Annotated in this window: 28 protein-coding genes and 1 tRNA gene; 22 read left to right on the top strand and 7 right to left on the bottom strand. The window is 67.2% G+C overall.

Features of this window, described 5'->3' with window-relative positions:
• The first annotated feature begins 56 nt into the window (after nucleotides 1–56).
• On the top strand, nucleotides 57–539 hold the full coding sequence (locus EOD43_RS14685; RefSeq protein ID WP_127744802.1) for an outer membrane protein assembly factor BamE: 483 nt from the start codon (nucleotides 57–59) through the stop codon (nucleotides 537–539).
• Between the two features lie 39 nt (nucleotides 540–578).
• Here EOD43_RS14685 and EOD43_RS14680 read toward each other — a convergent pair whose 3' ends face one another.
• Nucleotides 579–1,568: an NAD(P)H-dependent glycerol-3-phosphate dehydrogenase gene (locus EOD43_RS14680; RefSeq protein WP_127744801.1), complete on the bottom strand. Its 990-nt coding sequence runs from the start codon at nucleotides 1,566–1,568 to the stop codon at nucleotides 579–581.
• The gene (gene tsaD / locus EOD43_RS14675; RefSeq protein WP_127744800.1) at nucleotides 1,565–2,599 is read right to left on the bottom strand and encodes a tRNA (adenosine(37)-N6)-threonylcarbamoyltransferase complex transferase subunit TsaD; all 1,035 of its coding nucleotides are present in this window, start codon (nucleotides 2,597–2,599) and stop codon (nucleotides 1,565–1,567) included. The genes EOD43_RS14680 and tsaD overlap by 4 nt, the downstream gene beginning before the upstream one ends.
• Nucleotides 2,600–2,727: 128 nt before the next feature.
• Between tsaD and EOD43_RS14670 the strand changes: the two genes are divergently transcribed.
• The 4 genes from EOD43_RS14670 to EOD43_RS14655 all read left to right on the top strand — a co-directional run bounded on the left by EOD43_RS14670 (nucleotide 2,728) and on the right by EOD43_RS14655 (nucleotide 5,917).
• Nucleotides 2,728–3,252 (top strand): FxDxF family PEP-CTERM protein, encoded by a 525-nt coding sequence (locus tag EOD43_RS14670; RefSeq protein ID WP_164857248.1) that lies wholly within the window; start codon nucleotides 2,728–2,730, stop codon nucleotides 3,250–3,252.
• 180 nt (nucleotides 3,253–3,432) lie between these two features.
• The gene (gene hemC / locus EOD43_RS14665) at nucleotides 3,433–4,374 is read left to right on the top strand and encodes a hydroxymethylbilane synthase (protein WP_127744798.1); all 942 of its coding nucleotides are present in this window, start codon (nucleotides 3,433–3,435) and stop codon (nucleotides 4,372–4,374) included.
• Complete coding sequence (locus EOD43_RS14660; protein WP_127744797.1) at nucleotides 4,371–5,060, top strand: uroporphyrinogen-III synthase; 690 nt, start codon at nucleotides 4,371–4,373, stop codon at nucleotides 5,058–5,060. Before hemC ends, EOD43_RS14660 begins: the two co-directional genes overlap by 4 nt.
• 8 nt (nucleotides 5,061–5,068) lie before the next feature.
• Nucleotides 5,069–5,917 (top strand): hypothetical protein, encoded by an 849-nt coding sequence (locus EOD43_RS14655; RefSeq protein WP_127744796.1) that lies wholly within the window; start codon nucleotides 5,069–5,071, stop codon nucleotides 5,915–5,917.
• Here the strand turns inward: EOD43_RS14655 and EOD43_RS14650 are convergent.
• Nucleotides 5,914–6,084 (bottom strand): DUF1674 domain-containing protein, encoded by a 171-nt coding sequence (locus EOD43_RS14650; RefSeq protein WP_127744795.1) that lies wholly within the window; start codon nucleotides 6,082–6,084, stop codon nucleotides 5,914–5,916. The genes EOD43_RS14655 and EOD43_RS14650 overlap by 4 nt on opposite strands.
• 71 nt (nucleotides 6,085–6,155) lie before the next feature.
• Between EOD43_RS14650 and htpX the strand changes: the two genes are divergently transcribed.
• From htpX to EOD43_RS14620, 6 genes are all read left to right on the top strand, one after another.
• Nucleotides 6,156–7,100: a zinc metalloprotease HtpX gene (gene htpX, locus EOD43_RS14645; protein WP_127744794.1), complete on the top strand. Its 945-nt coding sequence runs from the start codon at nucleotides 6,156–6,158 to the stop codon at nucleotides 7,098–7,100.
• A 147-nt stretch (nucleotides 7,101–7,247) separates the two neighbouring features.
• The gene (locus EOD43_RS14640) at nucleotides 7,248–8,519 is read left to right on the top strand and encodes an RsmB/NOP family class I SAM-dependent RNA methyltransferase (RefSeq protein ID WP_127744793.1); all 1,272 of its coding nucleotides are present in this window, start codon (nucleotides 7,248–7,250) and stop codon (nucleotides 8,517–8,519) included.
• 12 nt (nucleotides 8,520–8,531) lie between these two features.
• Entirely contained in the window at nucleotides 8,532–9,236 is a 705-nt protein-coding gene (locus EOD43_RS14635; protein WP_127744792.1) for a class I SAM-dependent methyltransferase, read from the top strand.
• 49 nt (nucleotides 9,237–9,285) lie between these two features.
• Nucleotides 9,286–9,963 (top strand): ribulose-phosphate 3-epimerase, encoded by a 678-nt coding sequence (gene rpe / locus EOD43_RS14630; RefSeq protein WP_127744791.1) that lies wholly within the window; start codon nucleotides 9,286–9,288, stop codon nucleotides 9,961–9,963.
• Nucleotides 9,960–11,693: a heparinase II/III family protein gene (locus tag EOD43_RS14625; protein ID WP_127744790.1), complete on the top strand. Its 1,734-nt coding sequence runs from the start codon at nucleotides 9,960–9,962 to the stop codon at nucleotides 11,691–11,693. Before rpe ends, EOD43_RS14625 begins: the two co-directional genes overlap by 4 nt.
• 42 nt (nucleotides 11,694–11,735) lie before the next feature.
• Nucleotides 11,736–12,407: a class I SAM-dependent methyltransferase gene (locus EOD43_RS14620; RefSeq protein WP_127744789.1), complete on the top strand. Its 672-nt coding sequence runs from the start codon at nucleotides 11,736–11,738 to the stop codon at nucleotides 12,405–12,407.
• Here EOD43_RS14620 and EOD43_RS14615 read toward each other — a convergent pair.
• A complete protein-coding gene (locus EOD43_RS14615; RefSeq protein WP_127744788.1) occupies nucleotides 12,404–12,715 on the bottom strand; it encodes a DUF1272 domain-containing protein in 312 nt (103 codons plus the stop codon). The two genes, EOD43_RS14620 and EOD43_RS14615, sit on opposite strands and share 4 nt — an antisense overlap.
• Before the next feature lie 95 nt (nucleotides 12,716–12,810).
• On the opposite strand from EOD43_RS14615, the gene purH reads away from it, so the two are divergent.
• The 7 genes from purH to EOD43_RS14580 all read left to right on the top strand — a co-directional run bounded on the left by purH (nucleotide 12,811) and on the right by EOD43_RS14580 (nucleotide 18,707).
• Nucleotides 12,811–14,382 (top strand): bifunctional phosphoribosylaminoimidazolecarboxamide formyltransferase/IMP cyclohydrolase, encoded by a 1,572-nt coding sequence (purH, locus tag EOD43_RS14610; protein WP_127744787.1) that lies wholly within the window; start codon nucleotides 12,811–12,813, stop codon nucleotides 14,380–14,382.
• A 31-nt stretch (nucleotides 14,383–14,413) separates the two neighbouring features.
• Entirely contained in the window at nucleotides 14,414–16,108 is a 1,695-nt protein-coding gene (locus tag EOD43_RS14605; RefSeq protein ID WP_127744786.1) for an MFS transporter, read from the top strand.
• Nucleotides 16,105–16,773 carry a uracil-DNA glycosylase gene (locus EOD43_RS14600; protein ID WP_127744785.1) on the top strand — a complete coding sequence of 223 codons (669 nt, stop codon included), beginning with the start codon at nucleotides 16,105–16,107 and terminating at the stop codon, nucleotides 16,771–16,773. Before EOD43_RS14605 ends, EOD43_RS14600 begins: the two co-directional genes overlap by 4 nt.
• A 161-nt stretch (nucleotides 16,774–16,934) precedes the next feature.
• The gene (purS, locus tag EOD43_RS14595; protein ID WP_127744784.1) at nucleotides 16,935–17,168 is read left to right on the top strand and encodes a phosphoribosylformylglycinamidine synthase subunit PurS; all 234 of its coding nucleotides are present in this window, start codon (nucleotides 16,935–16,937) and stop codon (nucleotides 17,166–17,168) included.
• Nucleotides 17,169–17,171: 3 nt separating this feature from the next.
• Nucleotides 17,172–17,837 carry a phosphoribosylformylglycinamidine synthase subunit PurQ gene (purQ, locus tag EOD43_RS14590; protein ID WP_127744783.1) on the top strand — a complete coding sequence of 222 codons (666 nt, stop codon included), beginning with the start codon at nucleotides 17,172–17,174 and terminating at the stop codon, nucleotides 17,835–17,837.
• Entirely contained in the window at nucleotides 17,837–18,247 is a 411-nt protein-coding gene (locus EOD43_RS14585; protein ID WP_127744782.1) for a GFA family protein, read from the top strand. Before purQ ends, EOD43_RS14585 begins: the two co-directional genes overlap by 1 nt.
• Before the next feature lie 130 nt (nucleotides 18,248–18,377).
• Entirely contained in the window at nucleotides 18,378–18,707 is a 330-nt protein-coding gene (locus tag EOD43_RS14580) for a YnfA family protein (RefSeq protein ID WP_127744781.1), read from the top strand.
• A gap of 139 nt (nucleotides 18,708–18,846) precedes the next feature.
• Here the strand turns inward: EOD43_RS14580 and EOD43_RS14575 are convergent, their stop codons facing one another.
• Nucleotides 18,847–20,595 (bottom strand): DUF885 domain-containing protein, encoded by a 1,749-nt coding sequence (locus EOD43_RS14575; protein ID WP_127744780.1) that lies wholly within the window; start codon nucleotides 20,593–20,595, stop codon nucleotides 18,847–18,849.
• 98 nt (nucleotides 20,596–20,693) lie between these two features.
• The gene (locus EOD43_RS14570) at nucleotides 20,694–21,065 is read right to left on the bottom strand and encodes a DUF1428 domain-containing protein (RefSeq protein ID WP_127744779.1); all 372 of its coding nucleotides are present in this window, start codon (nucleotides 21,063–21,065) and stop codon (nucleotides 20,694–20,696) included.
• A gap of 232 nt (nucleotides 21,066–21,297) precedes the next feature.
• On the opposite strand from EOD43_RS14570, the gene EOD43_RS14565 reads away from it, so the two are divergent.
• From EOD43_RS14565 to EOD43_RS14550, 4 genes are all read left to right on the top strand, one after another.
• On the top strand, nucleotides 21,298–22,530 hold the full coding sequence (locus tag EOD43_RS14565) for an acyl-CoA dehydrogenase family protein (RefSeq protein ID WP_127744778.1): 1,233 nt from the start codon (nucleotides 21,298–21,300) through the stop codon (nucleotides 22,528–22,530).
• A 185-nt stretch (nucleotides 22,531–22,715) separates the two neighbouring features.
• The gene (locus EOD43_RS14560; protein WP_240653251.1) at nucleotides 22,716–24,239 is read left to right on the top strand and encodes a peptide ABC transporter substrate-binding protein; all 1,524 of its coding nucleotides are present in this window, start codon (nucleotides 22,716–22,718) and stop codon (nucleotides 24,237–24,239) included.
• Nucleotides 24,236–25,717: an ABC transporter substrate-binding protein gene (locus EOD43_RS14555; RefSeq protein ID WP_127744776.1), complete on the top strand. Its 1,482-nt coding sequence runs from the start codon at nucleotides 24,236–24,238 to the stop codon at nucleotides 25,715–25,717. The genes EOD43_RS14560 and EOD43_RS14555 overlap by 4 nt, the downstream gene beginning before the upstream one ends.
• A 38-nt stretch (nucleotides 25,718–25,755) precedes the next feature.
• The gene (locus EOD43_RS14550) at nucleotides 25,756–26,208 is read left to right on the top strand and encodes a DUF4112 domain-containing protein (protein ID WP_127745328.1); all 453 of its coding nucleotides are present in this window, start codon (nucleotides 25,756–25,758) and stop codon (nucleotides 26,206–26,208) included.
• 37 nt (nucleotides 26,209–26,245) lie between these two features.
• On the opposite strand, the gene EOD43_RS14545 is transcribed toward EOD43_RS14550, so the two are convergent.
• Nucleotides 26,246–26,322: transfer RNA gene (locus tag EOD43_RS14545), tRNA-Met, on the bottom strand.
• Between the last annotated feature and the right edge of the window lie 48 nt (nucleotides 26,323–26,370).

Genomic DNA, 26,370 nt, shown 5'->3' with positions numbered 1-26,370 from the left:
TTCGCGTCGGGCGCAATGGTTCGTGCGTATAGAGTCGGTTTCCCAGGGAGTTTCGCATGTCCATCAAGCTGTCGCGCGCCGCGGCGATCTGCGCTGCGATCGCCCTCGCCGGCCTGTCCGGGGCATGCGCGCGCATCCGCGATCACAAGGGTTATGTGGTCGACAGCACGCTGATCGGCACGGTGCAGCCGGGCGTCGACAATCGCGAATCGGTGTCGAAGACGCTGGGCCGCCCGAGCTTTGCCGGGCAGTTCGATGGCGACAAGACCTGGTATTATATCGCCCGCGACACCCGCCAGATCGCTTTCCGCAATCCGCGCCCCGTCAGCCAGATGACCCTGATCGTCCATTTCGACGCAAAGGGTAACGTCGCATCGGTCGAGCGGGCGGGGATGGAAAAGGTCGCCCGCGTCTCGCTCTATGGCGACAAGACGCCGACGCTGGGCCGCGACCGCGGCTTCTTCTCCGAACTGTTCGGCAATATCGGCCGAGTCGGCGGCGTCAGCCAGGGCGGCGGCACCGCGGACAATCCGAACTAAGACGGCCAACTCCGCCCCGGCCACCGCCGGGGCGACGTATCAGGCGCCTTCGGCCCGGAGCGGCCGCGCCAATAGTTGATCGACCACCGTGCGCACGCTCGCCTCCCCGGCGAGCAAAGCGTTGACCGCGCTGACTATCGGCATCTCGACACCCGTCGCCTTGGCGGCTTCGGCCAGCACCGGCGCGGTCGCGGCACCTTCGGCCACGGTGCGGCGATCGGCGAGCAATTCGGACGCGGGCACGCCCTCGCCCAGCCCCTTGCCCAGCGAGAAATTGCGGCTGCTGGTCGACGAGCAGGTGAGGACGAGGTCGCCCAGGCCCGCGAGCCCCGTCAGCGTTTCGATCCGCGCGCCGCGCGCCAGCCCGAAGCGGACCATTTCGGCAAAGCCCCGGCTGATCAACGCCGCACGCGCATTCTGCCCCAGCCCCGCACCCTCGACGACGCCGCAGGCGATGGCGAGAACGTTCTTCACCGCACCGCCGATTTCGGCGCCGACAACATCGTCGCTCGAATAAGGGCGGAAGCCGGGCCGCGCGAGCCGGGTCGCCAGCGCGCGGCCAATCTCCGCATCGGCGCAGGCCAAAGTAATCGCGGTCGGCTGCCCCGCCGCAACCTCATGCGCGAAGGTGGGGCCGGAGAGCACCGCGATCGGCGATCCGGGCCGGACTTCGGCGGCGACTTCGGACATCAGCAACTGCGTTCCTGCCTCGATCCCCTTGGCGCACAGGATCAACGGCGCGTCGCCCGCCGGCAGCTCCGCCAGCACCGACCGCAGGAATTGCGCGGGCACGACGATGACCAGCGCGTCGCAATCCGCCAGATCGGCGAGCGAGCCGGTCGCGCGGATCTTGGGCGACAGCGGGATGACCGGCAGGAACAAGGGGTTCGAATGGGTCGCGTTGACCGCATCGACCACCTCGGCCTCGCGCGCCCACAGGAGGACGTCGGACCCGTCCGAGGCGATCACCTGCGCCATCGCGGTGCCCCAGGCGCCGCCGCCGATCACGCCCAGTTTCTGAAAGCTCATGCCTTAACCCCTGCTCCCCGCGCCTTTTCGGCATTGGGATCGAGCGGCCAGCGCGCGCGCGCCGGCGTCTCCATTCCATCGGTCAAACCCGCGGCGAAGCGCTCGGCTCCCGCCCAGGCGATCATCGCGCCATTATCGGTGCACAGCCACAAAGGCGGCGCCACGAAACGCAGTCCATTGTCCGCCGCCAGCCGCGACAGCGCCCTCCGCACCGCTTCGTTGGCGGCGACACCGCCCGCAACGACCAGCGCGGTCGCCCCGTCGGCGCGCTCGATCGCGCGGCGGGTCCGATCGATCAGGCAATCGACCACCGCCTGCTGGAAGGACGCGGCGATATCGGCCGGCTTGTGAATGCCGGCATCGCGCGCGCGCAGCACCGCGCTCTTGAGGCCCGCGAAGGAGAAATGCGGTTCGGCCGTGCCGACCAGCGGGCGGGGCAGCTTCACCGCCTTGGGATCGCCCTCACGCGCCGCCGCCTCGACCGCGGGGCCGCCGGGAAAGCCGAGGCCGAGCAGCTTGGCGGTCTTGTCGAACGCCTCGCCCGCCGCATCGTCGATCGTGGTCGCAAGGCGGCTATAATCGCCCACGCCGCGCACGAGCAGCAGCTGGCAATGCCCGCCCGAGGCGAGCAGCAGCAGATAGGGAAATTGCAGATCGGGATCGGCAAGGCGCGGTGACAGCGCATGCCCCTCCAGATGATTGACCGCGATCAGTGGCTTGCCGGCGGCGTGAGCGAGCGCCTTGCCCGTCATCAGCCCCACCATCACGCCGCCGATCAGCCCCGGCCCCGCCGTCGCCGCGATCGCATCGACATCCGAAAGCTTCAGCCCCGCGTCGGCCAGCGCCGCTTCGACCAAAGGGGTCGCCATTTCGACATGCGCGCGCGCCGCCAGTTCGGGCACCACGCCGCCAAACGGCCGGTGCGCCGCCTCCTGCCCCGCCAGCCGGTGCGCCAATATGCGGCGGTCGCTGCCGACCAGCGCGGCGGCGGTTTCGTCGCAGCTCGATTCGATGCCGAGGATGATGGCCATGCGCGCGCCTCTAACCGCTCGGGCCGAGAATGTCGAAAATGGCGAAATTGATCCGTTTTCGGAACAAAAGTGCGCAAACGTTATTTGGATATTTACGACCTGCAATCCGACCAGAAATGGGGGGCTTTATGGGGCAAGTGGCTTTGCGTCGATTGTTCGCGATCTTTTCGGCCTTGTTGATGGCCGCACCGATGCCCGCCAAGGCGGCGGTTTTCCTGACTTTCAACGGCACGACCGGAGTGTTCGGCAACGATCTGGCCGACAATCCAACCTTCACCGACACGATCGATCTGGGCGCGTTGCCCGTCGGCTGGATGATCTCCGCCACGATCAGCTCTACCTATCAGGACGGGCTGCAGGATGCGCAGGACATCGATTTCACGTCGGTGACGCTGAACGGCCAATCGTTCGACATCGGCACGACCGGGCAGAACGAGTTCCGCTTCATCAACAACGCCGTCGCGCAGGGCACGACCAATCTGTTCCAGATCAGCGGCACCAGCGGCACGAATTCGAGCTATTCGGGCACTATCAACGTCGCCCCGGTGCCCGAGCCCGCGACCTGGGCGATGCTGATCTGCGGCTTCGGCATGATCGCGATGACCCTGCGGCGCAGCTGGCGCAAGGCCGGCGCGGTGCTGGAAGCCGTTTAAATCTCAACTGTCATGCTGAACTTGTTTCAGCATCCACCACGAAATGCTGACTGGCCAAGAGTGGTGGTGGCATGCTCCCCGCGAGTACTTCCAGCCCCCTCCCGCCTCCCAGTGGATGCTGAAACAAGTTCAGCATGACGGGGGTGGTGAGGGATAAACCGCACGTCTATGAGCCGGGCGATGACCACGCCTCCCCGCTCCGATCGTCCGCTTCGTCTCGGCACCCGCGGATCGCCGCTCGCGCTTACCCAGGCGCGGATGGTGATCGCAGCACTTCGTGACGCGCATGGCTGGGGCGAAGGCGCGATCGAGATCGTCGAGATCAAGACGAGCGGCGATCGCATTCAGGATCGCAAGCTGGCCGAAGTCGGCGGCAAGGCGCTGTGGACCAAGGAGCTTGATCGCGCGCTGACCGAAGGCGAGATCGATTTTGCGGTCCATTCGATGAAGGATGTCGAAACGATCCGCCCGGCCGAGATCGTGATCGCCGCGATGCTCGAGCGCGCAGATGTGCGCGACAAGCTGATCGGCGTCGAATCGATCGCAGACCTGCCCGAAGGCGCGCGTGTCGGCACATCCTCCCCCCGCCGTTCCGCCCAGATCCTGCGCGCGCGGCCCGACGCTTCGATCGTACTGTTCCGCGGCAATGTCGACACACGGCTGAGGAAGCTGAGCGAAGGCGAGGCCGACGCGACCCTGCTCGCCGCCGCCGGGCTCGACCGGCTCGGTCGCGACGGTGTCGGCCATGTGGTGCGCGTCGAGGAGATGCTGCCCGCCCCGGCACAGGGCGCAGTGGGCATCGAGACGCTGGCCGCAAATACGGAGATGCGCACGCTGCTCGCCGCCATCGATCATGCGCCGACCCACGCATGCGTCGCGGTCGAGCGCGCTTTGCTCGCGGCGCTGGGCGGCGATTGCCGTTCGCCGATCGCGGCCCTCGCGATCGAAAGCGGCGACGGCATCCACCTGCGCGCCGAAATCCTGACCGAGGATGGTGCCGAACATGTCGCCGACGATGCGATGCTCCGCGCCGATGCGGCCGAGGCCGATGCGAAGGCGCTGGCCGCCCGCATGCTCGATGCCGCGTCTCCCGCCCTGCGTTCGCTGTTCGCCGGATCATGAGCCGCCCCGCCCTCATCATCCTGCGGCCCGAGCCGGGCGCGACCCAGACGATGAAGCTGGCGCGCGAGCAGGGTTGGAACCCTTATGTCTCGCCGATCTTCCGGATCGAATCGGTCGCCTGGGATGCGCCGCCCGCCGCCGATTATGAGGCGCTGATCGTCACCAGCGCGAACGCCGTGCGCCAGGCGGGCAAGGGCCTGCGCCAATATCGCGATCTGCCCGCTTATGCCGTCGGATCGGCCACCGCCCGCGCGCTGAAGGCCGAAGGCTTTCCCGACATCCACACCGGCCGGGGCGACGCCGCCGCCTTGCTCGCCACGCTGGCGGAGGAGGGCGTGCAGCGCGCGCTCCATCTCGCCGGGGTCGAGCATCGCGACGCGAGCCACCCCGACGTCGTCGTCGATCGGCGTATCGTCTATCAAAGCGCGGCCGCCGGCCAATTGGGGCAGGGCACGCGCGGTGCGCTGGCGGCGGGCGGCGCGATCGTGCTGCTCCATTCGGGCCGCGCGGCGCAGCGTTTCGCCGAATTGGTCGATCAGGACGGGATCGCCCGCGCCGGGATCGGCCTTGCGGCACTGTCCCCCGCCATTCTGGCCGATGCGGGAACGGGCTGGGGTGTTGCGATCGCGGCGCCCAAACCCGACGATATCGCGCTGCTGGCGGCCGCCGCGCGACTGTGTCACTAAGCGCACTTATGGCGACCGATCCCTATTCATCTTCCGCGCCGCGCCGCTCGGTAATGCCGATCCTGCTGCTGGTGCTGATCGCGCTGCTGCTGGGGATGGGCGCGATGGGATGGCTGGTCCATCGCTTCGACGAGGTCGCCGATCGGCTGCACCCGCAAGTGCCCGTCGTGGTGCGCCAGCCGGTCATCGCGCCGCGCCCCGCCATCGCCGCCCCCGCGCCCACCGCCACCCCGATCCCCGCCGATCAGGTCGACGAGCGGATCGAGGCGCTGGAAGCCAAGGTCGACCAACTCGACCGCGAGACCCGGACGGCGACCGGAGAGGCTTCGCGCGCCGAAGCGCTGCTGCTCGCCTTCGCCGCGCGCCGCGCGATCGATCGGGGGCAGCCGCTCGGCTATCTCGAAGGGCTACTGCGCGAACGTTTCGGCGGGGTTGAGCCGCAGGGCGTCGCCACCGCGATCAGCGCCTCGCGCCAGCCGGTGACGATCGAACAGCTTCGCCAGCAACTCGACATCATCGCTCCCCAGGTACAGGGGCCGGCGGTCGAGGAAGGCTGGTGGGAGGGTGTCCAGCGCGAGCTGGGCGAGATGATCCGTATCCGCAAGGCCGACACGCCATCGGCGCTGCCAGTCGATCGATTTGCCCGTGCGCGCGATTATCTGGCGGTCGGCCGGGTCGACGCCGCGCTCGCCGAAGTCGCCCGCGTGCCGCAGCAGAAGGCCGTCGCCGATTGGGTCGCGCTGGCCCGCCGCTACGTTCAGGCCCGCGTCGCGCTCGACAAGATCGAGACCGCCGCGCTGCTCCACCAGCCGGCGCCGGTGGCTCCGGCAGCCGACCCGATCAGCACGACAGACTAAAAGTCGACCGCGATCCCGTTCAGTTCATAATCGCCATAGCGCGTCGGATCCGGCCCCTTGCGGCCGCCGGCTTCGGGCGCGAGCGCGACCTCCTGCGGCTTGGGCACCGGCGGGCTGGGCGACAAATGCGCCGGGGGTTTGACATGATCGGGGCGCTTGCCGGCCATCGCACATTCCATCCGCAATTGAAGAAATCTCGTCTTCTCCCCACATTGGCGCTGAGAGGAGCAAAGGCAAGATGAACGCGATCCGGACGACCATGTTGCTGGCGGCATTGACCGCTCTGTTCATGGCGTTGGGCTTTACGATCGGCGGGATGGGCGGGGCGATGATCGCGCTGCTGGTCGCGGCGGGCATGAACCTGTTCACCTTCTGGAACGCCGATTCGATCGTGTTGCGCATGCATGGCGCGCGCGAGGTGGATGCGGCGAGTTGCCCCGAATTCGTCGGCCTGGTCCACGGCCTTGCGCGCCGCGCCAATTTGCCGATGCCCCGCGTCTATGTGATCGACAGCGACCATCCGAACGCCTTCGCCACCGGGCGCGATCCGGCGCACGCCGCCGTCGCCGCGACCACCGGCCTGCTCGCCATCCTCGATCGCGACGAGATCGAAGGCGTGATGGCGCACGAGCTGGCGCACGTCCGCAATCGCGACACATTGATCATGACGATGACCGCGACGATCGCGGGCGCGATCTCGATGCTCGCCAATTTCGGCCTGTTCTTCGGCGGCGGCCGCGATCGTGACGGCGGGCAGGTGCTGGCGACCATCCTTGCGGTGTTCGTCGCCCCCTTTGCCGCGATGATCGTGCAGATGGCGATCAGCCGGCACCGCGAATATGGCGCCGATCGTGGTGGTGCCGAGATTTCGGGCAAGCCGCGCGCTCTGGCATCGGCACTCGCCAAGCTGGCCAATGCCGCAGCGCGGATCCCCAGCCCGGTCGTGCGCACCAATCCGGCTGCCTCGGCACTCTACATCGTGCCGGGCAGCGGGCGCGACAGCATGTTTTCGACGCATCCGGCGACCGAAAACCGCATCGCCGAACTCGAAGCGATCGCCGACGAGATGGGCCTGCTGACCGCAGCCCCCCGCCCGGCGGTGGTGGCGCACAGTTCGGTCCCCAAATCGCGCCCCAGAACCCAAAAGCGCGTGAGCGCGCTCGATCCGACGCGGCGCAACTAAATCCTCCCCCGCCAGGGGGAGGTGTCAGCGCAGCTGACGGAGGGGGAGGATGCGAGACGCCAGTTCGTCACCGCCCTCCCCCTCCGTCGCCTTCGGCGCCACCTCCCCCTAGCGGGGGAGGATCGTGAGGCTTATGGCCCTTCCCGCATGACCGACGATCCCACCGGAACTCCCACCCGCCGCGCCGCGCTCAAACTGCTCGATGCCGTGCTGCGCCGCGGCCTGCCGCTCGAAGCCGCGATGGATGCGGCGTGCGGCGAACTCGATCGCGGCGACGACCGCGCCTTCGCGCATGCCATCGCTGCCGAGACGCTGCGCCGCCTGCCCGATCTCGACGCGCTGATCGACACGGCGACCGAACGCCCGCTGCCGCATGACGCCAAGGCGCGCTTCGCGCTGCGCATCGCCCTGGTCCAGGCGCTCGCGCTCAATACGCCGCATCACGCCGCGATCACGACCGTCCTGCCCTTGCTCGACGGCGGGCCGCGCAAGCTAGTCCACGGCGTGTTCGGCACACTGATGAAGCAGAGCGCGACCCTGCCCGATCCGCCGCGCCTGCCCGAAACGGTCGAGAAGCGTTGGACCGCAAGCTGGGGCAAGGATGCGGTTGAGGCCGCGCGCCGATCGATCGCCGCGCCGCCGCCCGTCGACCTCACCCTCAAGCCCGGCCTCGACACCGCCTTATGGGCGACGCGGCTCGACGGCATCAGCCTCGCCCCCGGCCATGTGCGCATCCCGGCAGGACGCCGCATCGTCGATCTCGACGGTTATGACGAGGGTGTCTGGTGGGTGCAGGACATCGCCGCCTCGCTCCCCGCCCGCCTGCTGGCATCGGGCGAAGGCCGCCGCGCGCTCGATCTTTGCGCCGCGCCCGGCGGCAAGACGATGCAGCTGGCCGCCAATGGCTGGGCGGTGACTGCCGTCGATCTGTCCGAACCCCGGATCGAGCGGTTGCGCGAAAATCTGGAGCGCACCGTCCTCACCGCCGACGTAGTGGTCCACGATGCGGAAAGCTTCACCGCGCCCGCCTTCGACGCGGTGCTCCTCGACGCGCCCTGTTCGGCGACCGGCATCTTCCGCCGCCATGCCGAGGTTCTCTACCGCGCCACGCCGCGCGTCATTTCCGACATGCATGTTCTACAAAGCAGATTGATCGATCATGCCGCCAGCCTCGTCGCGCCCGGCGGCACGCTGATCTACGCGGTCTGTTCGCTGGAGGCCGATGAGGGCGAGCAGATCGCGAAAGGCTTCGTCGCGCGTCACAATGCAGATTGGGCGCTTGATCCGATCGTCGCCGAAGATCTGCCCGCCGGATTCGCGCCCGACAAGGTCGGCCGGCTCCGCGTGCGCCCCGGAAGTGTCGCAGAACAGGGCGGTGCCGACGGCTTCTTCATTGCGCGCTTCCGTCGCCGCAGCTAAACGCCCGCGCCCATGACCGTTGCAGCCCAAGACGTAACCCGTTGGTTCCACAGCTTCCGCTTTCCCGATGGGGAGCAGGTGGCCGGCATCAAGACGATCGAGACGCTCGAACGCGAGGAGACCGAGATCTTCCGCGGCGACATGAGCGGCCGCAGCCTGCTCGATATCGGCGCATGGGACGGTTATTTCTCCTACGCGGCCGAACGGCGCGGCGCGGCCGAGGTGCTGGCGACCGATCATTTCTGCTGGTCCGGCCCCGGCTGGGGCAACAAGGCGGGATTCGACGCCGCCCATGCGCGATTCGGATCGAAGGTGCGCGCGATCGACGTCGATCCGCTCGATCTCGATCCCGAAATCCACGGCCGCTATGACGACGTGCTGCTGCTGGGCGTCCTCTATCACGTCACCGATCCGTATCGCGTGCTCGAAAAGGCAGCCGCGATGTGCAGCGATCATCTGGTGGTGGAGACGGTGACGGCGCTGCGCAGCCTCGATATCCCGGCGATGCGGCTCTACACCGAACTCGAACTCAACGACGATCCGACCAACTTCTGGGCGCTCAACATCGCGGCAATCCGCCATTTGCTGACGCGCTTCGGCTTCACGCGGATCGAGGTGCTGCCCGCCGATCTGGAAAACGTCACCTGGCGTCGCCGCATCGGCATGCTGCTGGGCCGCGAACAGAACCGACGCGCCATCGTCCACGCCTGGCGCTGATCGCGTGGCAACGGTTGCGGGGGCGATTTACCCCGGCTAATCGGGGCCGATGAACAGCCCGGTCCTTATCTCCCCGTCCATCCTGTCCGCCGACTTCGCCAAATTGGGGGAGGAGGTGCGCGCCATCGATGCGGCGGGGGCCGACTGGATCCATGTCGACGTGATGGACGGCCATTTCGTGCCCAACATCACAATCGGTCCGGGCGTGGTGAAGGCGCTGCGCCCGCATTCGGCCAAGACGTTCGACGTCCACCTGATGATCTCGCCGGTCGATGCCTTCCTTGAAGATTTCGCCAATGCCGGCGCGGACATCATCACCATCCACCCCGAGGCGGGGCCGCACACGCACCGCACCGTTCAGCGGATCAAGGCGCTGGGCAAGAAAGCGGGCATCTCGCTGAACCCCGCGACGCCCGCCAAGATGCTCGATTACCTGATCGAGGAGATCGATCTGGTCCTCGTCATGAGCGTCAACCCCGGCTTCGGCGGGCAGAGCTTCATCGACAGCCAGCTGCGCAAGATCGAGGCGATCAGGAAGATGATCGACAAGACCGGCAAGCATATCGATCTGGAGGTCGATGGCGGCATCGACGTGAAGACCGCGCCGCTCGCCATCTCCGCCGGCGCCAACGTGCTGGTCGCCGGCACCGCCAGCTTCAAGGGCGGGCCCGATCACTATGCCGCCAACATCGCCGCGCTCAAGGGCAAGGAGCCCCCGGCGGCGTGACCGAGGGCGGCCCGCCCGCTGCCGACGACGGAGTGGTGCCGGGCAAACGGCTGATCCGCGTCGAGCATGACAAGGGCCGCTCGCTTGCCGAGCGGCTGGCGGGCGGGTTCAACGTCCTTGCGTGGCGTTCGCCCATCCACGCCTTCCGCCTGCGCGGCCGCTACCCCCTCAAGCTGCTCGGCGTGCCCGTCGATCCGATCGAGGGGCTGGTGCGCGGTGGCGGCGCGATGCTCGACGGGGAGATCGTGTGGCAGGGCGAAAGCGTCTCGATCGCCGATTATGATTTCCGCCCGCGCAAAATGTCGCGCGCCTTCGCCGATTATCTGCAGAGCTTCGCGTGGCTGCGCGAGCTTTCCGCGGCCGGCCCGCGCACTCGCGTCGCGCCGATCGCCGAACTGCTGACGCGCCGCTGGGTCGAATCCTATGGCAAGCAGGTCCACGAAACCGCGTGGCGGCCCGATCTGTGGGGGCGGCGCATCCTGTTCTGGGGGGCGCACGCACCGCTGATCCTGTCGTCGGACGATGCCGTTTATCGCACCGCCGTCCTCAACGCGCTGTCGAAGGGCGCGCGCCATCTGGATGCGGAGGCGGACAAGGCGATGCCTGGCCTGCCCCGGATCGCGGCGTGGATCGGCGTGGTCGCGGCCGGGCTGCTCATTCCCGGCGGCGAGGAACGGCAGATGCATGGCGAACGCGGCCTCGCCCGCCTGCTCGCCGAACTGGTCCATGCCGATGGCGGCTTCGTCAGCCGATCGCCCGCCGATCAGATCGACCTGATCGCGCTGCTCAGCCAGCTCAAGCGCTTCTACGAAATGCGCGGCCAGCGCGTCTCCGCCCCGGTGACCGAGGCGCTCGCCCGCGCCGTGCCCGCTTTGATGGGGATCGCGATGGGCGATGGCGGCCTGTCGAGCTGGCAGGGCTGCGCACCGATCGACGGCGGGCGGCTCGACGCCGTCATCGCGGCATCGGGCGTCCGCGCCCGCCCGCGCCGCCAGTCGCGCGAATGGGGCTATCAGCGGCTCGCAATGGGCCATGCCCGCATCGTCACCGACGCCGCCCCGCCATCCCCCACCCGTTTCGCAACGGGCGCCTGCGCCTCCACGCTGGCGCTGGAAATGTCGGACGGGCCGTGGCGGATGATCGTCAATTGCGGCGGCGGCACGGGTGCGACCAACGCGCTGCCCGAGGAGCTTTCGCACGCGCTGCGCAGCACCGCCGCGCATTCGACGCTGACGATCGCCGACAGCAATTCGACCGCGATCCATCCCGACGGGACGTTGGGCAGCGGCGTGACCCAGGTCGAGGTCGATCGCGACGAGGATGTGCGCGGCAGCCGTATCGACATGAGCCATGACGGCTATGTCCGCCGCTACGGCTTCATCCACCGCCGCAAGATCGCGCTCAGCACCGATGGGCGCGAGGTGGTGGGCGAAGACCTTCTGGAGCCGCAGGGGCGGCGCGGACGCAGCGGGGCGGGCGACTATGCGATCCGGTTCCATCTGTCGCCCGACGTCGACGTATCGCCGACCAGCGACGGCGCGGGCGCGGTGCTGCGGATCGCGCAGGGGGCGATGTGGCGTTTCCGCGCGGTGGGCGGCGAGGTTTCGATCGAAGACAGCCTGTGGGTCGACAGCCGCGGTCGACCGCACAACACGCGCCAGATCGTGATCAGCGGCCCGGTGCCCGCCGAAGGTATCGGGGTGAAATGGGGACTGGCGCGATCGAATTAGATCGGGAACGCCAAAGCGGGTCGGGCGGTTCAACGGGTGCGCATGAAACCTACGTCGAATAGAAATACCGAAGACCATCCCCACGCGTCGATCGCCGGCTTCATCGCCGACCGGCTGCCGCTGACGGTCGTGCCGTTCGTGCCCGAGCTGCGCGTGCACAAGGCCGTGCCGACCAGCGGCCTGCGCGAACTGGCCGAGCGCGATCCCGGGTTCGACAGCCCTTATTGGGCGCATCATTGGGGCGGCGGGCTGGCGCTGGCGCGCTTCGTGCTCGATCGGCCCGAGATGGTGGCGGGCAAGCGCGTGCTCGATCTGGGGACCGGATCGGGAATCGTCGCGATCGCGGCGATGCTGGCGGGCGCAAGCGAGGTGATCGCGGCCGATGTCGATCCCTATGCGATCGAGGCGGTACGGCTGAACGCGGCCGCCAACGGCGTCGCTGTCACGCCGTGGTTCGGTGACATGACCAAGGTCGGCGCTATACCCGACGTCGATATCATTCTGGTCGGCGACCTGTTTTACGACAGGGCGACCGCGCGGCGGGCAATCTCGTTCCTCACCTTGTGCCGGGCGGCCGATGTCGAGGTTCTGATCGGCGATCCGCAGCGCGCCTTCCTGCCGAAGGGCATGGACGTGCTGGCGACGTGGCAGGTGTCCGAAGCGAGCGGCGCTGAAAATGCCGACGCCAAGCCGAGCAGCGTCTTCCGCTTCTAGCGTTCCTCGGGCGGAATATCGCGAACGCGCGCCGAAAGCTCCGCAACCTCCTCCGCACTGCGGCTCAGATGGACGCGCTTCGTGGAGGCGGGGCGCAGCGCGACCGAGAGGCCGGGGCGCCATTCGGTCGCCGGGCGGATCGGCCGGGGCGCGAAGCCGCCGCCGCAATTCGGGCAGACATTGTGGAGGTGCGTCTCCACGCAATCGGCGCAGAAGGTGCACTCGTAGGTGCAGATTCGCGCCTCGGTTGCCGCGGGCGGCAGATCCTTGTCGCAATATTCGCAATTGGGTCTCAACTCGAGCGCCACGGCCCTCTCCTTTCACACAGCTTCGCATAGCAGTGGAAAAGCGGCGGCGCTTCCCCTAAGGGCGCGTCAAATCTTTTACATCGCCGGGGGCTTCCATGACCGAGATCGCGATCAAGCGCGCGCTGCTTTCCGTTTCCGACAAGTCGGGGCTCGTCGAACTGGGGCAGGCGCTGGCCGCCAAGGGGGTCGAGCTGGTGTCGACCGGCGGCACCGCCAAGGCGCTGCGCGAAGCGGGGCTGACCGTGAAGGACGTGTCGGACCTGACCGGCTTTCCCGAGATGATGGACGGCCGCGTCAAGACGCTGCACCCGATGGTCCACGGTGGCCTGCTGGCCGTACGCGACGATGCCGGTCATGCCGCATCGATGCAGGAACATGGGATCGGCGCGATCGATCTGGTGGTCGTGAACCTCTATCCCTTTGCCCAGACGGTCGCGAAGGGCGCCGAGCGTGACGAGATCATCGAGAATATCGATATCGGCGGCCCTTCGATGGTGCGCTCCGCCGCGAAGAACCATGCTTATGTCGCGATCGTGACCGATCCGGCCGATTATGCGCTGGTCGCGAGCGGCGTGACCACGATGGAGGATCGCAAGCGCTTCGCCGCCAAGGCCTTTGCCGCCACCGCCGAATATGATGCGATGATCGCCAGCTGGTTCGGCTTCGGCGATCAGCGTCAGATGTTCCCCGACCAGCTGTCCTTCCCGCTGCGCAAGGCCGAAGGGCTGCGTTACGGTGAGAACCCGCACCAGTCGGCCGCACTCTACATTCCCGCGGGCCCTTCCGCGCGCGGCATCGCGCAGGCGACGCAGGTGCAGGGCAAGGAGCTGAGCTACAACAATTATAACGATGCCGACGCCGCGCTCGAACTCGTCAGCGAGTTCCGCGATGGTCCGCCGACCGTCGTGATCGTGAAGCATGCCAATCCGTGCGGCGTCGCGACCGGCGAGACGTTGATCGAGGCGCATCAGGCCGCCCTCGCCTGCGACAGCGTGTCGGCATTCGGCGGGATCATCGCGGTCAACCGCCCGCTCGACGGCAAGACGGCCGAAGCGATCAGCGGCATCTTCACCGAAGTGGTCGCAGCGCCCGACGCCGATGACGAGGCGAAGGCGGTGTTCGCCAAGAAGAAGAATCTGCGCCTGCTGCTGACTGGCGAACTGCCCGATCCCAAGCGCGGCGGCCTGTCGATGAAGACGATCGCAGGCGGCGTGCTGATCCAGTCGCGCGACAATGGCCAGATCGCCGAAGCCGACCTGAAGGTCGTCACCAAGCGCCAGCCGACCGAACAGGAGCTGAAGGACTGCCTGTTCGCGTGGACCGTGGCCAAGCACGTCAAGTCGAACGCCATCGTCTATGCCAAGGACAATGCGACCGCCGGCGTCGGCGCAGGGCAGATGAACCGCCTCGAATCGGCGCGGATCGCGGCATGGAAGGCGAAGGACGCCGCCGACAAGGCGGGCTGGACCACGCCGCGCACGATCGGCTCGGCCGTCGCATCCGACGCCTTCTTCCCCTTCGCCGACGGCCTGCTGGCGGCGGTCGAAGCTGGCGCCACCGCGGTGATCCAGCCGGGCGGGTCGATCCGCGATCAGGAAGTGATCGATGCGGCCGACGAAGCGGGTCTCGCGATGGTCTTCACCGGAATGCGGCATTTCCGGCATTGACCCGAAAGCGTTTGCGCGCGTTTAGAGGGGAATGGCGGACGCGGGCATAGAGACGATCGGTAATAGCGGCCCTGGCGGCCCGTTCGCGCCGCTGCGCTGGCCGCTGTTCCGGCGGATCTGGTCGGCGTCGCTCTTTTCGAACTTCGGGCAACTGATCCAGGGCGTCGGCGCCGCATGGGCGATGACGCAGATGACCGGGCGGGCCGAGATGGTCGGCCTGGTCCAGTCCGCCACCTTCGCGCCGATCATGCTGCTGGCGGTGATCGCGGGCGCGGTGGCCGACGTTTATGACCGCCGCAAGATCGCGCTCTATTCGCTCTCGCTGTCGCTGGTCGGCGCGCTGGGGCTGAGCCTGATCACCGCGTTAGACCTGCTGACCCCCGAACTGCTGCTGTTGTTCTGCTTCATCGTCGGCACCGGCGCGGCGATGTTCGCCCCCGCATGGCAGGCGTCGGTGGGCGAACAGGTGCCGCAGCGCGATCTGCCCGCCGCGATCGGGCTCAATTCGATCAGCTACAATATCGCGCGCAGCTTCGGCCCCGCGATCGGCGGCTTCCTGGTCGCGCTGGCGGGCGTGCTGGCGGCGTTCGGGGCGAATGCGCTGTCCTACATCCCGCTGATCATCGTCATGTATCTGTGGAAGCGGATGCCCGAAAAATCGCGCCTGCCGCCCGAAGGGCTGGTGCGCGCGGTGATTTCCGGCGTCCGTTACGTCTTCCATTCGCCGCACATGCGCCGCGTATGCATCCGCACAATCATATTGGCGACGGCGGGTACATCGGCCTCCGCACTGATGCCGCTGATCGCGCGGCAATTGCTGGGCGGCGGGGCCACGACCTACGGCGTCATGCTCGGCTGCTTCGGCATGGGCGCAGTCGCAGGTGCACTGAGCATGGCGAAGGTGCGCGCGCGGCTTTCCAATCAACGGCTGATGGTGGCGTGCGCGCTGGTGATGGCGCTTTGCTATGTCAGCGTCGGGTTCAGCCGGTCGGCGATCCTGACCGGGCTGCTGCTGGCGATCGCGGGATCGGGCTGGATGGTCTCCATTGCGCTGTGCAATATCTCGATCCAGGTCGCTGCCCCCCGCTGGGTCACGGGCCGCGCGCTGGCATCGTTCCAGACCGCGACGACGGGCGGGATCGTGATCGGCAGCTGGGGCTGGGGCCGCGTCGCCGAAAGCCACGGCACCGACATCGCGCTGATGGTGTCGGGCGCGGCATTGATCGCCACGTTGATCGTCGGACTGTGGATCCGCATGCCCGAGGTCGACGAAGCCGACGAGCGCCTTGTCCACCAGCCGATCGACGTCGACCGCAAACTGGACCTGAAGGGCCGCAGCGGACCGATCGTCGTCACGATCGAATATCGGGTCGCAATGGACGATGCGCGCGCCTTTTACGGCGCCATGCAGAAGGTAGAGAAAATCCGCGCGCGCACCGGTGCTTATGGCTGGTCGATCGCACGCGACATCGGCGATCCCGAAATCTGGACCGAGCGATATCATACGCCGACCTGGCATGATTATCTGCGCCAGCGCAGCCGGCTGACCGAAACCGAGCATGAGATGACCCAGCGCGCGACCGCCTTCCACCAAGGCGAGGAAAAGCCGCGCGTCCGCCGCAAGCTCGAACGTCCCTTCGGTTCGGTGCGCTGGAGCGACGAGGCGCCCGACCGCGGCGATCCCGATATCATCATGCCGGTGTCGCCGTCGCAGGCGAGCGGGTGACCGCGCTTCTCGAACCGGCGGTCGAACCCGATCGCGATTGCCCGCTCTGTCCCCGGCTGGTCGACCTGCGCGAAACGCTGCGCGCACAGCATCCCGACTGGCACAATGCGCCGGTGGGGAGCTTCGGCGATCCCGACGCCTGGCTCGCGATCGTCGGCCTCGCGCCCGGCATGCACGGCGCGAACCGGACGGGGAGGCCCTTTACCGGGGATCAGTCGGGACCGCTCTTTTATGACACCCTGCTCAAGCTGGGGCTGGCGAAGGGCGATTATGGCGCAACGCCCGACGATGGCCTCGCGTTTGACGGCGTCATCATCATCAACGCCGTCCGCTGCCTGCCGCCCGCCAACAAGCCGACGCCCGAGGAGGTGCGGACATGCCGCCAGTTCCTCGAGCCCGCGCTCGATGCGTTGCCGAATCTCAAGGTCGTCGTCGCGCTGGGGCAGATTGCGCACCAGTCGGCGGTCAAGGCGCTGGGCGGCAAGCTGCCCAAATGCCGCTTCGCCCACGGCGCAGAACATCGCGTGCCGCGCGGGACGATGCTGATCGATAGCTACCACCCGTCGCGCTACAACCAGAATACCGGGCGGATCACGGCCGAGATGTTCGAAGGCGTGTTCGCGCGGGCGATCGAACTCCACAACTCTTCGTCATTGCGAGCGTAGCGAAGCAATCCAGGCCCGAACCAGGCGATGTTCGCGACAATATCGAGTGCGGGCCTGGATTGCTTCGTCGCCTGCGGCTTCTCGCAATGACGAGTGAGGGTTGATAGCGAAGGCGACCCGCGCCATAGGGGCGCCAATCCATTCCAGCCTGAGGCCAGCCCATGAAGACCCGCGTCTATGTCACCCTGAAAGGCGGCGTTCTCGACCCGCAGGGCAAGGCGATCCAGAATGCGCTGGGCGGCCTGGGCTTCTCGGGCGTCAACGATGTCCGCGCGGGCAAGCTGATCGAACTCGACCATGACGACGACGTCACCGACGCAGCGATCGAGGAGATGTGCAAGAAGCTGCTCGCCAACACCGTGATCGAGAATTTCCGGATCGAGCGGAGCGCCTGAGCCATGAAGAGCGCGGTCATCGTCTTTCCCGGATCGAATTGCGACCGTGACCTCGCCGTCGCGATCCGCGATGTGACCGGCACGGCGCCCGACATGGTGTGGCACGGCGAAACTGCGCTGCCCGCCGGCGTCGGCCTGATCGCGGTGCCGGGTGGCTTTTCCTATGGCGACTATCTGCGTTCAGGCGCGATGGCCGCGCGTTCGCCGATCATGCGCGCGATCGTCGAGGCGGCGGGCAAGGGCGTGCCGGTGCTGGGCATCTGCAACGGCTTCCAGATTCTTACCGAGGCAGGGCTGCTGCCCGGCGCGCTGATGCGCAATGCCGGCCTCAACTTCGTATGCCGCGACGTGGCGCTGACGGTCGAGAACAGCCAGTCGATCTTCACCGCGCGCTACGGCAAGGGCGAAAACATCACGATCCCCGTCGCGCACCATGACGGCAATTTCACCGCCGATCGCGAGACGCTGGACCGGATCGAGGGCGAGGGCCGCGTCGCCTTCCGCTATGCCGAACAGGTCAACGGATCGTCGCGCAGCATTGCGGGCGTGCTCAACGATGCGGGCAACGTGCTGGGCATGATGCCGCACCCCGAACGCATGATCGAAGCGGCGCATGGCCGCAACGACGGACGGCGGCTGTTCGAAGGGCTGCTGGAGACGGTGGCCTGATGTACGGCGCGGGCTGTCTCTGTGGAGCGGTCCGCTTCACGATTGACGCCGAACCGATGGCGGCGCGGACCTGCTGGTGCCGGCTGTGCCAATATCTGGGCGGCGGCACCGCGACGGCGAACATCTGCTTCCCGGCCGACAAGGTCACGCGCACCGGCGAACTGACCTTTCACGACAGCGTCGCCGACAGCGGCAACACGATCCGGCGCGGCTTCTGCCCCACCTGCGGCACGCCCGCGACCAGTGAGGCGTTGAGCCGCCCGCACCTGATCTTCCTGCGCATCGGCACGCTCGACGACCCCAATCTGATGGGGCCGCAGGCGACGATCTGGACCGAAGCGGCACCCGAATGGGCGTGCATCTCCAGCGAGATACCCAATTACCCCGCGCAGGTGCCGCCGGTCGCGTGAGCGCAAAGAGCGCGCCTTTCCCCAAAGACTCGTCATTGCGAGCGGAGCGAAGCAATCCACTCCGAACTGCGGACTGGATTGCCGCGTCGCCTTCGGCTCCTCGCAATGACGAGAGAGGATATGGGGCCGCGTGAACGGAGCCAGCTTCGCCATCTTCGCCGCTGCCGCGCTGTGCGAGATTGCGGGCTGCTTCACCTTCTGGATGTGGCTGCGGCTGGGCAAGTCGCCGCTCTGGGCCGTGGGCGGCGCGGTGATCTTGTGCCTGTTTGCATGGTTCCTGACGCGGATCGAGGCCGCATCGGCGGGCCGCGCCTTCGCGGCCTATGGCGGGGTCTATATCGTCTGTTCGATCGCGTGGATGGCGGCGGTCGAGCGCGCAATGCCCGACCGCTGGGACTATCTGGGCGCCGCGATCTGCATCGTCGGCAGCGCCGTCATCCTGCTGGGGCCGCGCGCCTGAAGATCCTCCCCCGGCGGGGGAGGTGGCAGTCCGCAGGACTGACGGAGGGGTATTGGCCGGCAACGGGCCGCCAAGTCTCGAATACCCCTCCACCGGCTGCGCCGGTCCCCCTCCCCCTCCGGGGGAGGATCGAGAAGGATCAATCCTCGATCTTCCAAGGCCCCTTGCCACCTTCCGCGATGAAGCGATCGGTGCGCTGGGTGACGACGGGGAGCGGGACCGAGCCGAGCGACAGGATCATGTCGTGGAAGGCGCGGATGTCGAACTTTGCGCCGAGCGCCTTTTCCGCCCGCGCACGTTCGGCCTCGATCTGCAGTTCGCCGAGATAGTAGGACAAGGCCTGCCCCGGCCACCCGATATAGCGATCGACCTCGGTGCCGATTTCGTGGTCGGACAGCGCGCTATTGTCGTGGAGGAAGGCGACCGACTGTTCGCGGGTCCAACCCTTTGCATGGACCCCGGTATCGATCACGAGGCGCGCGGCGCGCCACATCTGGTAGCTCAACATGCCGAAGCGTTCGTAGGGCGTGTCGTACATCCCCATTTCGACGCCCAGTTTCTCGCAATAGAGCGCCCAGCCCTCGCCATAGGCCGAGATATAGGTGTGGCGGCGATAATCGGGCCGGTCCTCATTCTCCGCCGCGAGGGAACCCTGCCAGCTGTGCCCCGGCGCGGATTCGTGGAGAGTGAGCGCGGTCAGCTGAAATAGCGGGCGCGAGGGGAGATTGTAGGTGTTGACGAGATAGGTGTCCTGGCCGCCGCGCCCGGCGGTGTAGAAGGGCGCGATATCGTCGGGCACCGGGATGATCGCGAAGCGGCCGCGCGGATTGCGCCCGAACCAGCGTGAGGCGACCGCGTCGAACCGCTTCGCCGTCCACGCCGCGCGATCGAGCAAAGCCTGCGGCGTCTTCACATAGAATTGCGGATCGGTGCGCAGGAAGTGGAGGAAGGCGGGGAAATCCCCCTCGAACTTCACCTCTTTCATGATGTCGGCCATCTGGGCGCGGATCTTCGCGACTTCGGCGAGGCCGATCGCGTGGATATCCTCGGGCGACTTGTCGAGCGTGGTGTAGGCGCGGATCTGGGCGCGATAATAGGCCTTGCCGTCGGGCAATCCTTCGGCCGCCAGCCCTTTGCGCAGATGCGGGGCATAATCGCTGCGCCAATAGGCGAGCAGCTTGGCATAAGCGGGGATCACCTGCTTGCCGATCACATCGACCGCCTCCGCCCGCAACGCCGCTTGTCGTTCAGGCGAAATGCCCGCCGGGAAGCTCTTGAACGGGGCATACCAGTTGGTGTCCTGCGGCGATTTCGCCTCGGCGACCGATGCGATGCCGCGATCGCGCCCGCCCATAATCGCGGCGGGCGGGGTGAAGCCGCGCTTCGATCCCAGCTTCATGTTTGCGATCTGCTGATCGAAGTAGCGCGGGATATCGCGCATCAGCGAGATCAGGTTCACATAGTCCTTCTCACGCTTCAGATTCTGCGCGGCGAAGGCGATGTCGGACCAGAAGGCGCTGTCCGAATTGAGCGGCTTTTCGTAATCGCGAAAGCGCTGCGCATCGACGAGCGTGGTGATCTGCTGACGATAGACCAGGAAATCCTCGCGCTTGTCGGGCGAAAGATCGGCCTGCGGGATCGCATCGAGCTTGGCGAGGACGTCCGTCCAGTAATCGAGCCGCGTCTTCTGGTTGGCGAGGCTTTCGTCGGGCAGATGCGCGGGCGTGCCGCCCCTGGCATATTCGGCGCTCTGGAACGTATCCTGCCGCCACGCCCATTCCTTCGCGGCCAGCGCATCGAAGGCGGTATCGGCAGGGGTGGCGGCCGGCAGTGCCGTCGCCGCCAATCCGATCGCCACCGTCATCATCGTCGCAAGCGCACGGCGCATGTCGAACCCCTTCGTAATTGTCATGCGCCCAGAAAGCGGAAAATCGCCGCGCGCGGAAGGGGGGCGTGCGCGGCGATTCCCAGATGCGTGAAGTCGGCTCAGTCGCCCAGCGTCATCACCGGCGCAAAACCGCCATAGATCATCCGCTTCCCATCGAAGGGCATGGGGTTCTTTTCGGGATCCATCCGCTCGTCCGTCTTCATCAGATCGTCCATCTTCGCCATTGCGGCGTCGCGGGTCGCCTTGTCCGGCCATTCTATCCAGGAAAAGACCACCGTCTCGTCCGCCTTCGCCTGCACGGCGCGGCGGAAATCGGTCTGCTTGCCGTCGGGGATGTCGTCGCCCCAGCATTCGAACACGCGCACGGCGCCCAGATCCATGAACACCGAATCGCCCTTGCGAGCATGTTCGACAAATTTGTCCTTGTTCGCGGTCGGCACGGCAAGGACGAAGCCATCGATATAGGCCATGTGCGCTATCCTTCTGCTGCTGCGGTTCGATAAACGCGCGAAATCGGGCGCAGCCCCATCGCCCGGCGCGTTTCGCGCACGCCAAGGCCGAGATGCACAGATCGTCGAACCGATCGGTTCATTATGCTCCTGATGCATCGATCCGATGCAAACATCCCGCTTTTTGCAAGTCTGGTGTGCGCCTATCTGGATGGGGTGACGAAGCGGGGCTGGATAGCCCGGGAGAGAGACGATGAGCACCCAGCTGAAGACCGCCGAACAGGCCGATCCGCACGCAACGCAGCCGCTGCCCGAATGGGTGCGCAATGCGCCACGCTTTTGCGAGGATCCGGCCGCGACCGCGCGGGGCCTGCGCAGCGTGATCGAGGAAGAGGCCGCCGAGTGCGAGCGCATCCAGTGCCTCACCCCCCGCGTCCAGCGCGCGCTGATCGATTCGGGCATTTACGGCACGCTGATCCCCAAGGAATTTGGCGGGTGTCAGGCCGATCCGCAGACCTATATCGATGTGGTCGAGGAACTGGCCTATGCCGATGGCGCGATCGCGTGGACGGTGATGGCATCGGGCTTCGCCGCCGCCAACGCCGCGATCTGGCTTGGCCCCAAGGCGATCAAGGCGATGTTCGACGATGGCGAGGGCTTCATCGCCGCCGGGCAGGTCGCGCCGACCGGCAAGGCCGAGCGCGTCGACGGCGGATACCGCATTTCGGGCAAGTTCCAGTTCGCGTCGGGATCCGAACTCGCGAGCTGGTTCCTGGGCGCCTACATCCTGCAGGAAGACGGCAAGCCCGCGCTTTCGGCCGAGGGCAAGCCGCAGATCATCATCGCCTTCGCGCCGCGCGCCAAGGTTCGCATCATGCGTGACAGCTGGAACGTCGCCGGCCTCGCCGCGACCGGCAGCTATGATTATGAAGTGACCGACCAGATTGTCGACGACGATTTCGTCATGGTCCCCGCGCAGCGCCAGCATCGCGGCGGCGCATCCTACGATATCGGCGTGTCGATCGGCCATGTCGCCTGGGCGCTGGGCGTCGCCAAGCGCGCGCTCGACGAAATCCAGGCACTCGCGACCCGCAAGAAGCGTGTCGGCCGCATCACCCTGATCGATCAGCCGACCTTCCAGCGCGATTTCGCGATGGCAAAGGGACAACTCGAAGCATCGCGCGCTTATGTGCGCTCCGCCTATCGCGACTGGCTCGCCGCTGCCGAAAAGCAGGAAGGCGATCTCGAGGCGCATGCGCTGGGCCGCCTCGCCGCCTGCTGGGCGACGAAGGCGTGCACCGAAATCGGTCAGTTCGCCTTCCTCGCATCGGGCAGCGACGGCCTGCGCAATGCCGACGACAACCGGCTGCAGCGTTGCTTCCGCGATCTCCACGCCGGCGCGCCGCACCGCCATGTCGACGACAATGTCCTGCTCGACGCGGCGACGGTGGTGCTGGGCGTGAACAAGCCGGGGCTGGATCTCTGATCCTTCGCCAACCTCGCTCGTCATTGCGAGCATAGCGAAGCAATCCAGGCCCGCATAAGAGAGGCTCGTGCCCCACTCTTGTGCGGGTCTGGATTGCTTCGTCGCCTGCGGCTCCTCGCAATGACGATGTGAGAAGGCAGGGTTAGGGGTTGAGCGACCACCGCCCCCGCGCCACTATGGCGCGAATGCGCCGTCTGTTGCTCCTGCTGATCGCCGCGACGCTGGCCGCCTGCCAAAGCGAGCGGCCCGATCCGCGCCCCGAGGACATGCTCGTCCGCTTCCAGGATGACGAGATCAAGAGCCTCGACCCGCAAAAGGCATCCGATCTCGCGACGATCCGCGTGCTGCAGGATCAATATGAGGGGCTGACGCGGATCGACGCGCTGGGTCAGGCCGAACCGGGCCTCGCCTCCGCATGGACCGTTTCGGCTGACGGCAAGACGTGGCACTTCACGCTGCGCCCCGGCCTGCATTTCTCGGACGGCGGACCGATCACACCCGCCACCTTCGCGCGCGTGTTCGCACGGCTGAATGCGGAGGAAACCGCATCGCCCAACAAGGGACTGTTCCGCGACGTAACCTCGATCGCGGCCGAGGGTGGCGACGTCGTCGTCACGCTCGCTGCGCCGATGCCGACCCTGCCCGAACTGCTCGCTTTGCCGACGATCGCCGCACTGCCGATCGACCTGATCGACGCGAAGGGCGATGATTGGACGTCCGTCCGCCCGCTCCCTGCCTCGGGGGCCTATCGCGTGGTCGAATGGCGGCTGAACGATCGGCTGCGGATGGAGCGCAACCCGGCCTGGCACGATCCGCCCGCCCCGACGCCCCGCATCGAATGGCGCCCGATGAGCGACCGGCTGGCCGCGATGCGCGCCTTCGTGGGTGGCGAGGCGGATACGTTCAACGATTTCCCGCCCACGCGCCGCGACTGGATCAACGCCCGCCTGCCCGGCGCCGCGCATGTCGCGCCCTATAACGGCGCCTATTATTTCGTGTTCAACACCCGGCAACCACCGTTCGACGATGCGCGGGTTCGGCGCGCGCTCAATATGGTCGTCGATCGCCGCTGGATTGCGGAGAAGTTGATGGGTCTGGGCACGCAGCCCGCGTGGGGCGTGGTGCCGCCGGCGTTGGGGGGCGATGAGCGCCCCGCCTGGGCCGATTGGCCTGCCGACCGCCGCTTGACGGCCGCGCGCGCTTTGCTGGCCGAAGCGGGTTACGGGCCTGAGCATCCGCTGGCCTTCGACATACGATTCAACAGCGATCCCGATCATCGCCGCGTCGCAGTCGCGCTCGCCGCGATGTGGAAGCCGCTGGGGGTTCAGGCGCATCTGCTCAACAGCGAAAGCTCGCTCCACTTTGCCAGTCTGCGCCGCCACGATTTCGCTGTCGCGCGGTCGGGGTGGATCGGCGATCTGGCGGCGCCCGAAAATTATCTGGCGGTCCATCGATCGGATGCCGGGGCGATCAACTATTCGGGCTATGCCAGCCCCGCCTATGACGCCGCGCTTGATCACGCGATGGCGATCCCCAATGCGGCGGCGCGGGCGCAGGCGATGCGGAACGCGGAGGCGATCCTGATCGCGGACGCGCCGCTGATCCCGCTTTATTATTATGTCAGTCGCGCGCTGGTGGCCCCGCGCGTTGCGGGCTGGCATGACAATCCGGCCAACACGCATCCAAGCCGGACGTTGTCGATCCGATGAAACATTTCGCCCTCCTGCCCCTGATCGCGCTGCTGGCCGCCGGTTGCCAGCGCAAGAGCGATGACGGCCCGGTCGCGGTCAGCGTCATCGGCGGCGTGCCGAACCTGAAGGATGCCCGCACGGGATTGGTCGATGCCCCGCAGGCCGCCTTGTTCGGCGCGGTCGCGCAGGGGCTCGTGCGCTTCGATGCGAAGGCCGAGATCGAACCTGGCCTCGCGATCCGCTGGGCGATTTCGGAAGACGGCCTTTATTACACCTTCCGCCTCGATGCGGACGGCCCGCCTGCCGAGAAGATCGCAACCGCGCTGCGCCGTCGCATCGCGGCGCAGCGACGTGGTCCGCTCGCCCCCGCCTTCGACGCAATCGATGAGATCGTCGCGGTCACGCCCGAGGTGATCGAAATCCGGCTGACCACACCGCGCGCCGATTTGATGACCATCCTTGCGCGGCCCGAATTGGCGCTGGTCTTCGATGGCCAGGGCCTTGGCCCGCTGCGGATGACGGAGACGCGTGGCCCAAGCCATGCGCTCAAGCTCCTCCCGCCGGCGCCCCCGGAAAGCGAGGAATCCGACGTCGAACCCGATCGCCGCTTCGTCCTGCTGCGCGGCGAACGCGCCGCGCGGGGCGTGGCGCGGTTCCAGCGCGGCGAGTTGCGCATGCTGACCGGCGGCACCTTTGCCGATCTGATCTACCCCCGCCTTGCCGGCATCGCCGAACCCGTGCTGCAAGTCGATCCTGCGATCGGCCTGTTCGGGCTGCGCGTGACCAGCGATGCGCCGATGCTCGCGTCGATCGAGGTCCGGCAGGCGCTGTCCACCGCGCTCGATCGCGATGCGATCGGTGCCGCGCTGCAGGCGCCGGGCTGGCGATCGACCGATGCGATCTTCCCGAGCAGCGCGCTGGCCACCACCGCCAATGCCGGCCCCGTGCAGCGCCCGCTGCTGGCGCGCGCGATCGCCGGCATCGTCCGCGGGCGCGACGGCAATGATCAAATCCGCCCCGCCGCGGACGTGATCCGCAGCTGGCGCGCCGCGAACGAAGACAGCGCAGCGGCTCCGCTCAAGGTTGCTATGCCCGCCGGGCCGGGCGGCCGCATCCTGTTCAACGCGATCACGCGGCAATGGGCGCGGATCGGCATAAGGCTGGAGCAGGTGGCGCCCGACACGAAGGCCGATCTGACGCTGGTCGATGAGGTCGCCCCCTCGGACGAGCCCGAATGGTTCCTGGCGCGCTTCCTCTGTTCGAGCGGGCGGCCGTGCAGCGAGATGGCCGACCAATCCTATGCACGCGCGTTGCAGGCGGGCGATCCCGTTTCCCGCGACGCGGCGCTGGCGGAAGCCGCCGAACGGATCGCCGCGCTCCACCCGTTCATCCCGATTGCGCAGCCGCTGCGCTGGTCACTGGTGATCGCGAACAGTCCGGGCTTCACGCCCAATGCGCGTGCAATCCACCCATTGCCGCCGCTGATCGGACGCTGATCGGGGAACTATCGATGCGTTCGCGCGATGATCCCGTGATGGAACAGGCGAGATCCGAAAAGCCCCGCGCTTTTGCCCAGCCCCTCCCCGGCCTGGGGCGCGACCCAGCATCGGTGCGCCGCCGCGTCGAGGGGATGGAGGCGCTGCTCGAGCGGCTGTTCGTGATTCCGGGGATTAACCGTCCGGTCGGGCTGGACGTGATCCTCAACGTCATTCCGGTCGCCGGCGGCGTGGTCGGGGCCGCGCTGGGCAGCTGGATCGTGTGGGAAGCACGCAACCTCGGCATGTCGAAATTTCAGATGGCGCGAATGTTCGGCAATGTCGGGTTGGACATGCTGTTCGGCGCGATCCCTTTCGTGGGCGCGATCCCGGACTTCTTCTTCCGATCGAACAGCCGCAACCTGAAGATTATCCGCAAGCATCTCGACCGCCACCACCCGTCGACCGCGACGGTAGAAGCGACGCCGATCCGACGATCCAAACAGCCCTAGAACGCGAAAAGCCGCCCTTTTGGGGCGGCTTTTAGTTTGGTTGCGGGAGCTGGATTTGAACCAGCGACCTTCAGGTTATGAGCCTGACGAGCTACCGGGCTGCTCCATCCCGCGTCAACCAAGGTGTTGGATCAGGGGACGGAGGCGGAGCCTCCGCAAGGC

Source organism: Sphingomonas crocodyli (genome assembly GCF_004005865.1).
GTDB lineage: Bacteria > Pseudomonadota > Alphaproteobacteria > Sphingomonadales > Sphingomonadaceae > Rhizorhabdus > Rhizorhabdus crocodyli.
Note: the sequence above shows the minus strand (reverse complement) of the source record. Positions and strands in the feature narration are given on the sequence as shown.

Excerpts from the sequence above, each read along its gene's own strand:
- EOD43_RS14685 (WP_127744802.1), top strand. The coding sequence starts at position 57 with ATGTCCATCAAGCTGTCGCGCGCCGCGGCGATCTGCGCTGCGATCGCC.
- EOD43_RS14680 (WP_127744801.1), bottom strand. The coding sequence starts at position 1,568 with ATGAGCTTTCAGAAACTGGGCGTGATCGGCGGCGGCGCCTGGGGCACC.
- tsaD (WP_127744800.1), bottom strand. The coding sequence starts at position 2,599 with ATGGCCATCATCCTCGGCATCGAATCGAGCTGCGACGAAACCGCCGCC.
- EOD43_RS14670 (WP_164857248.1), top strand. The coding sequence starts at position 2,728 with ATGGGGCAAGTGGCTTTGCGTCGATTGTTCGCGATCTTTTCGGCCTTG.
- hemC (WP_127744798.1), top strand. The coding sequence starts at position 3,433 with ATGACCACGCCTCCCCGCTCCGATCGTCCGCTTCGTCTCGGCACCCGC.
- EOD43_RS14660 (WP_127744797.1), top strand. The coding sequence starts at position 4,371 with ATGAGCCGCCCCGCCCTCATCATCCTGCGGCCCGAGCCGGGCGCGACC.
- EOD43_RS14655 (WP_127744796.1), top strand. The coding sequence starts at position 5,069 with ATGGCGACCGATCCCTATTCATCTTCCGCGCCGCGCCGCTCGGTAATG.
- EOD43_RS14650 (WP_127744795.1), bottom strand. The coding sequence starts at position 6,084 with ATGGCCGGCAAGCGCCCCGATCATGTCAAACCCCCGGCGCATTTGTCG.
- htpX (WP_127744794.1), top strand. The coding sequence starts at position 6,156 with ATGAACGCGATCCGGACGACCATGTTGCTGGCGGCATTGACCGCTCTG.
- EOD43_RS14640 (WP_127744793.1), top strand. The coding sequence starts at position 7,248 with ATGACCGACGATCCCACCGGAACTCCCACCCGCCGCGCCGCGCTCAAA.
- EOD43_RS14635 (WP_127744792.1), top strand. The coding sequence starts at position 8,532 with ATGACCGTTGCAGCCCAAGACGTAACCCGTTGGTTCCACAGCTTCCGC.
- rpe (WP_127744791.1), top strand. The coding sequence starts at position 9,286 with ATGAACAGCCCGGTCCTTATCTCCCCGTCCATCCTGTCCGCCGACTTC.
- EOD43_RS14620 (WP_127744789.1), top strand. The coding sequence starts at position 11,736 with ATGAAACCTACGTCGAATAGAAATACCGAAGACCATCCCCACGCGTCG.
- purH (WP_127744787.1), top strand. The coding sequence starts at position 12,811 with ATGACCGAGATCGCGATCAAGCGCGCGCTGCTTTCCGTTTCCGACAAG.
- EOD43_RS14605 (WP_127744786.1), top strand. The coding sequence starts at position 14,414 with ATGGCGGACGCGGGCATAGAGACGATCGGTAATAGCGGCCCTGGCGGC.
- purS (WP_127744784.1), top strand. The coding sequence starts at position 16,935 with ATGAAGACCCGCGTCTATGTCACCCTGAAAGGCGGCGTTCTCGACCCG.
- purQ (WP_127744783.1), top strand. The coding sequence starts at position 17,172 with ATGAAGAGCGCGGTCATCGTCTTTCCCGGATCGAATTGCGACCGTGAC.
- EOD43_RS14585 (WP_127744782.1), top strand. The coding sequence starts at position 17,837 with ATGTACGGCGCGGGCTGTCTCTGTGGAGCGGTCCGCTTCACGATTGAC.
- EOD43_RS14575 (WP_127744780.1), bottom strand. The coding sequence starts at position 20,595 with ATGCGCCGTGCGCTTGCGACGATGATGACGGTGGCGATCGGATTGGCG.
- EOD43_RS14570 (WP_127744779.1), bottom strand. The coding sequence starts at position 21,065 with ATGGCCTATATCGATGGCTTCGTCCTTGCCGTGCCGACCGCGAACAAG.
- EOD43_RS14565 (WP_127744778.1), top strand. The coding sequence starts at position 21,298 with ATGAGCACCCAGCTGAAGACCGCCGAACAGGCCGATCCGCACGCAACG.
- EOD43_RS14560 (WP_240653251.1), top strand. The coding sequence starts at position 22,716 with ATGCGCCGTCTGTTGCTCCTGCTGATCGCCGCGACGCTGGCCGCCTGC.
- EOD43_RS14555 (WP_127744776.1), top strand. The coding sequence starts at position 24,236 with ATGAAACATTTCGCCCTCCTGCCCCTGATCGCGCTGCTGGCCGCCGGT.
- EOD43_RS14550 (WP_127745328.1), top strand. The coding sequence starts at position 25,756 with ATGGAACAGGCGAGATCCGAAAAGCCCCGCGCTTTTGCCCAGCCCCTC.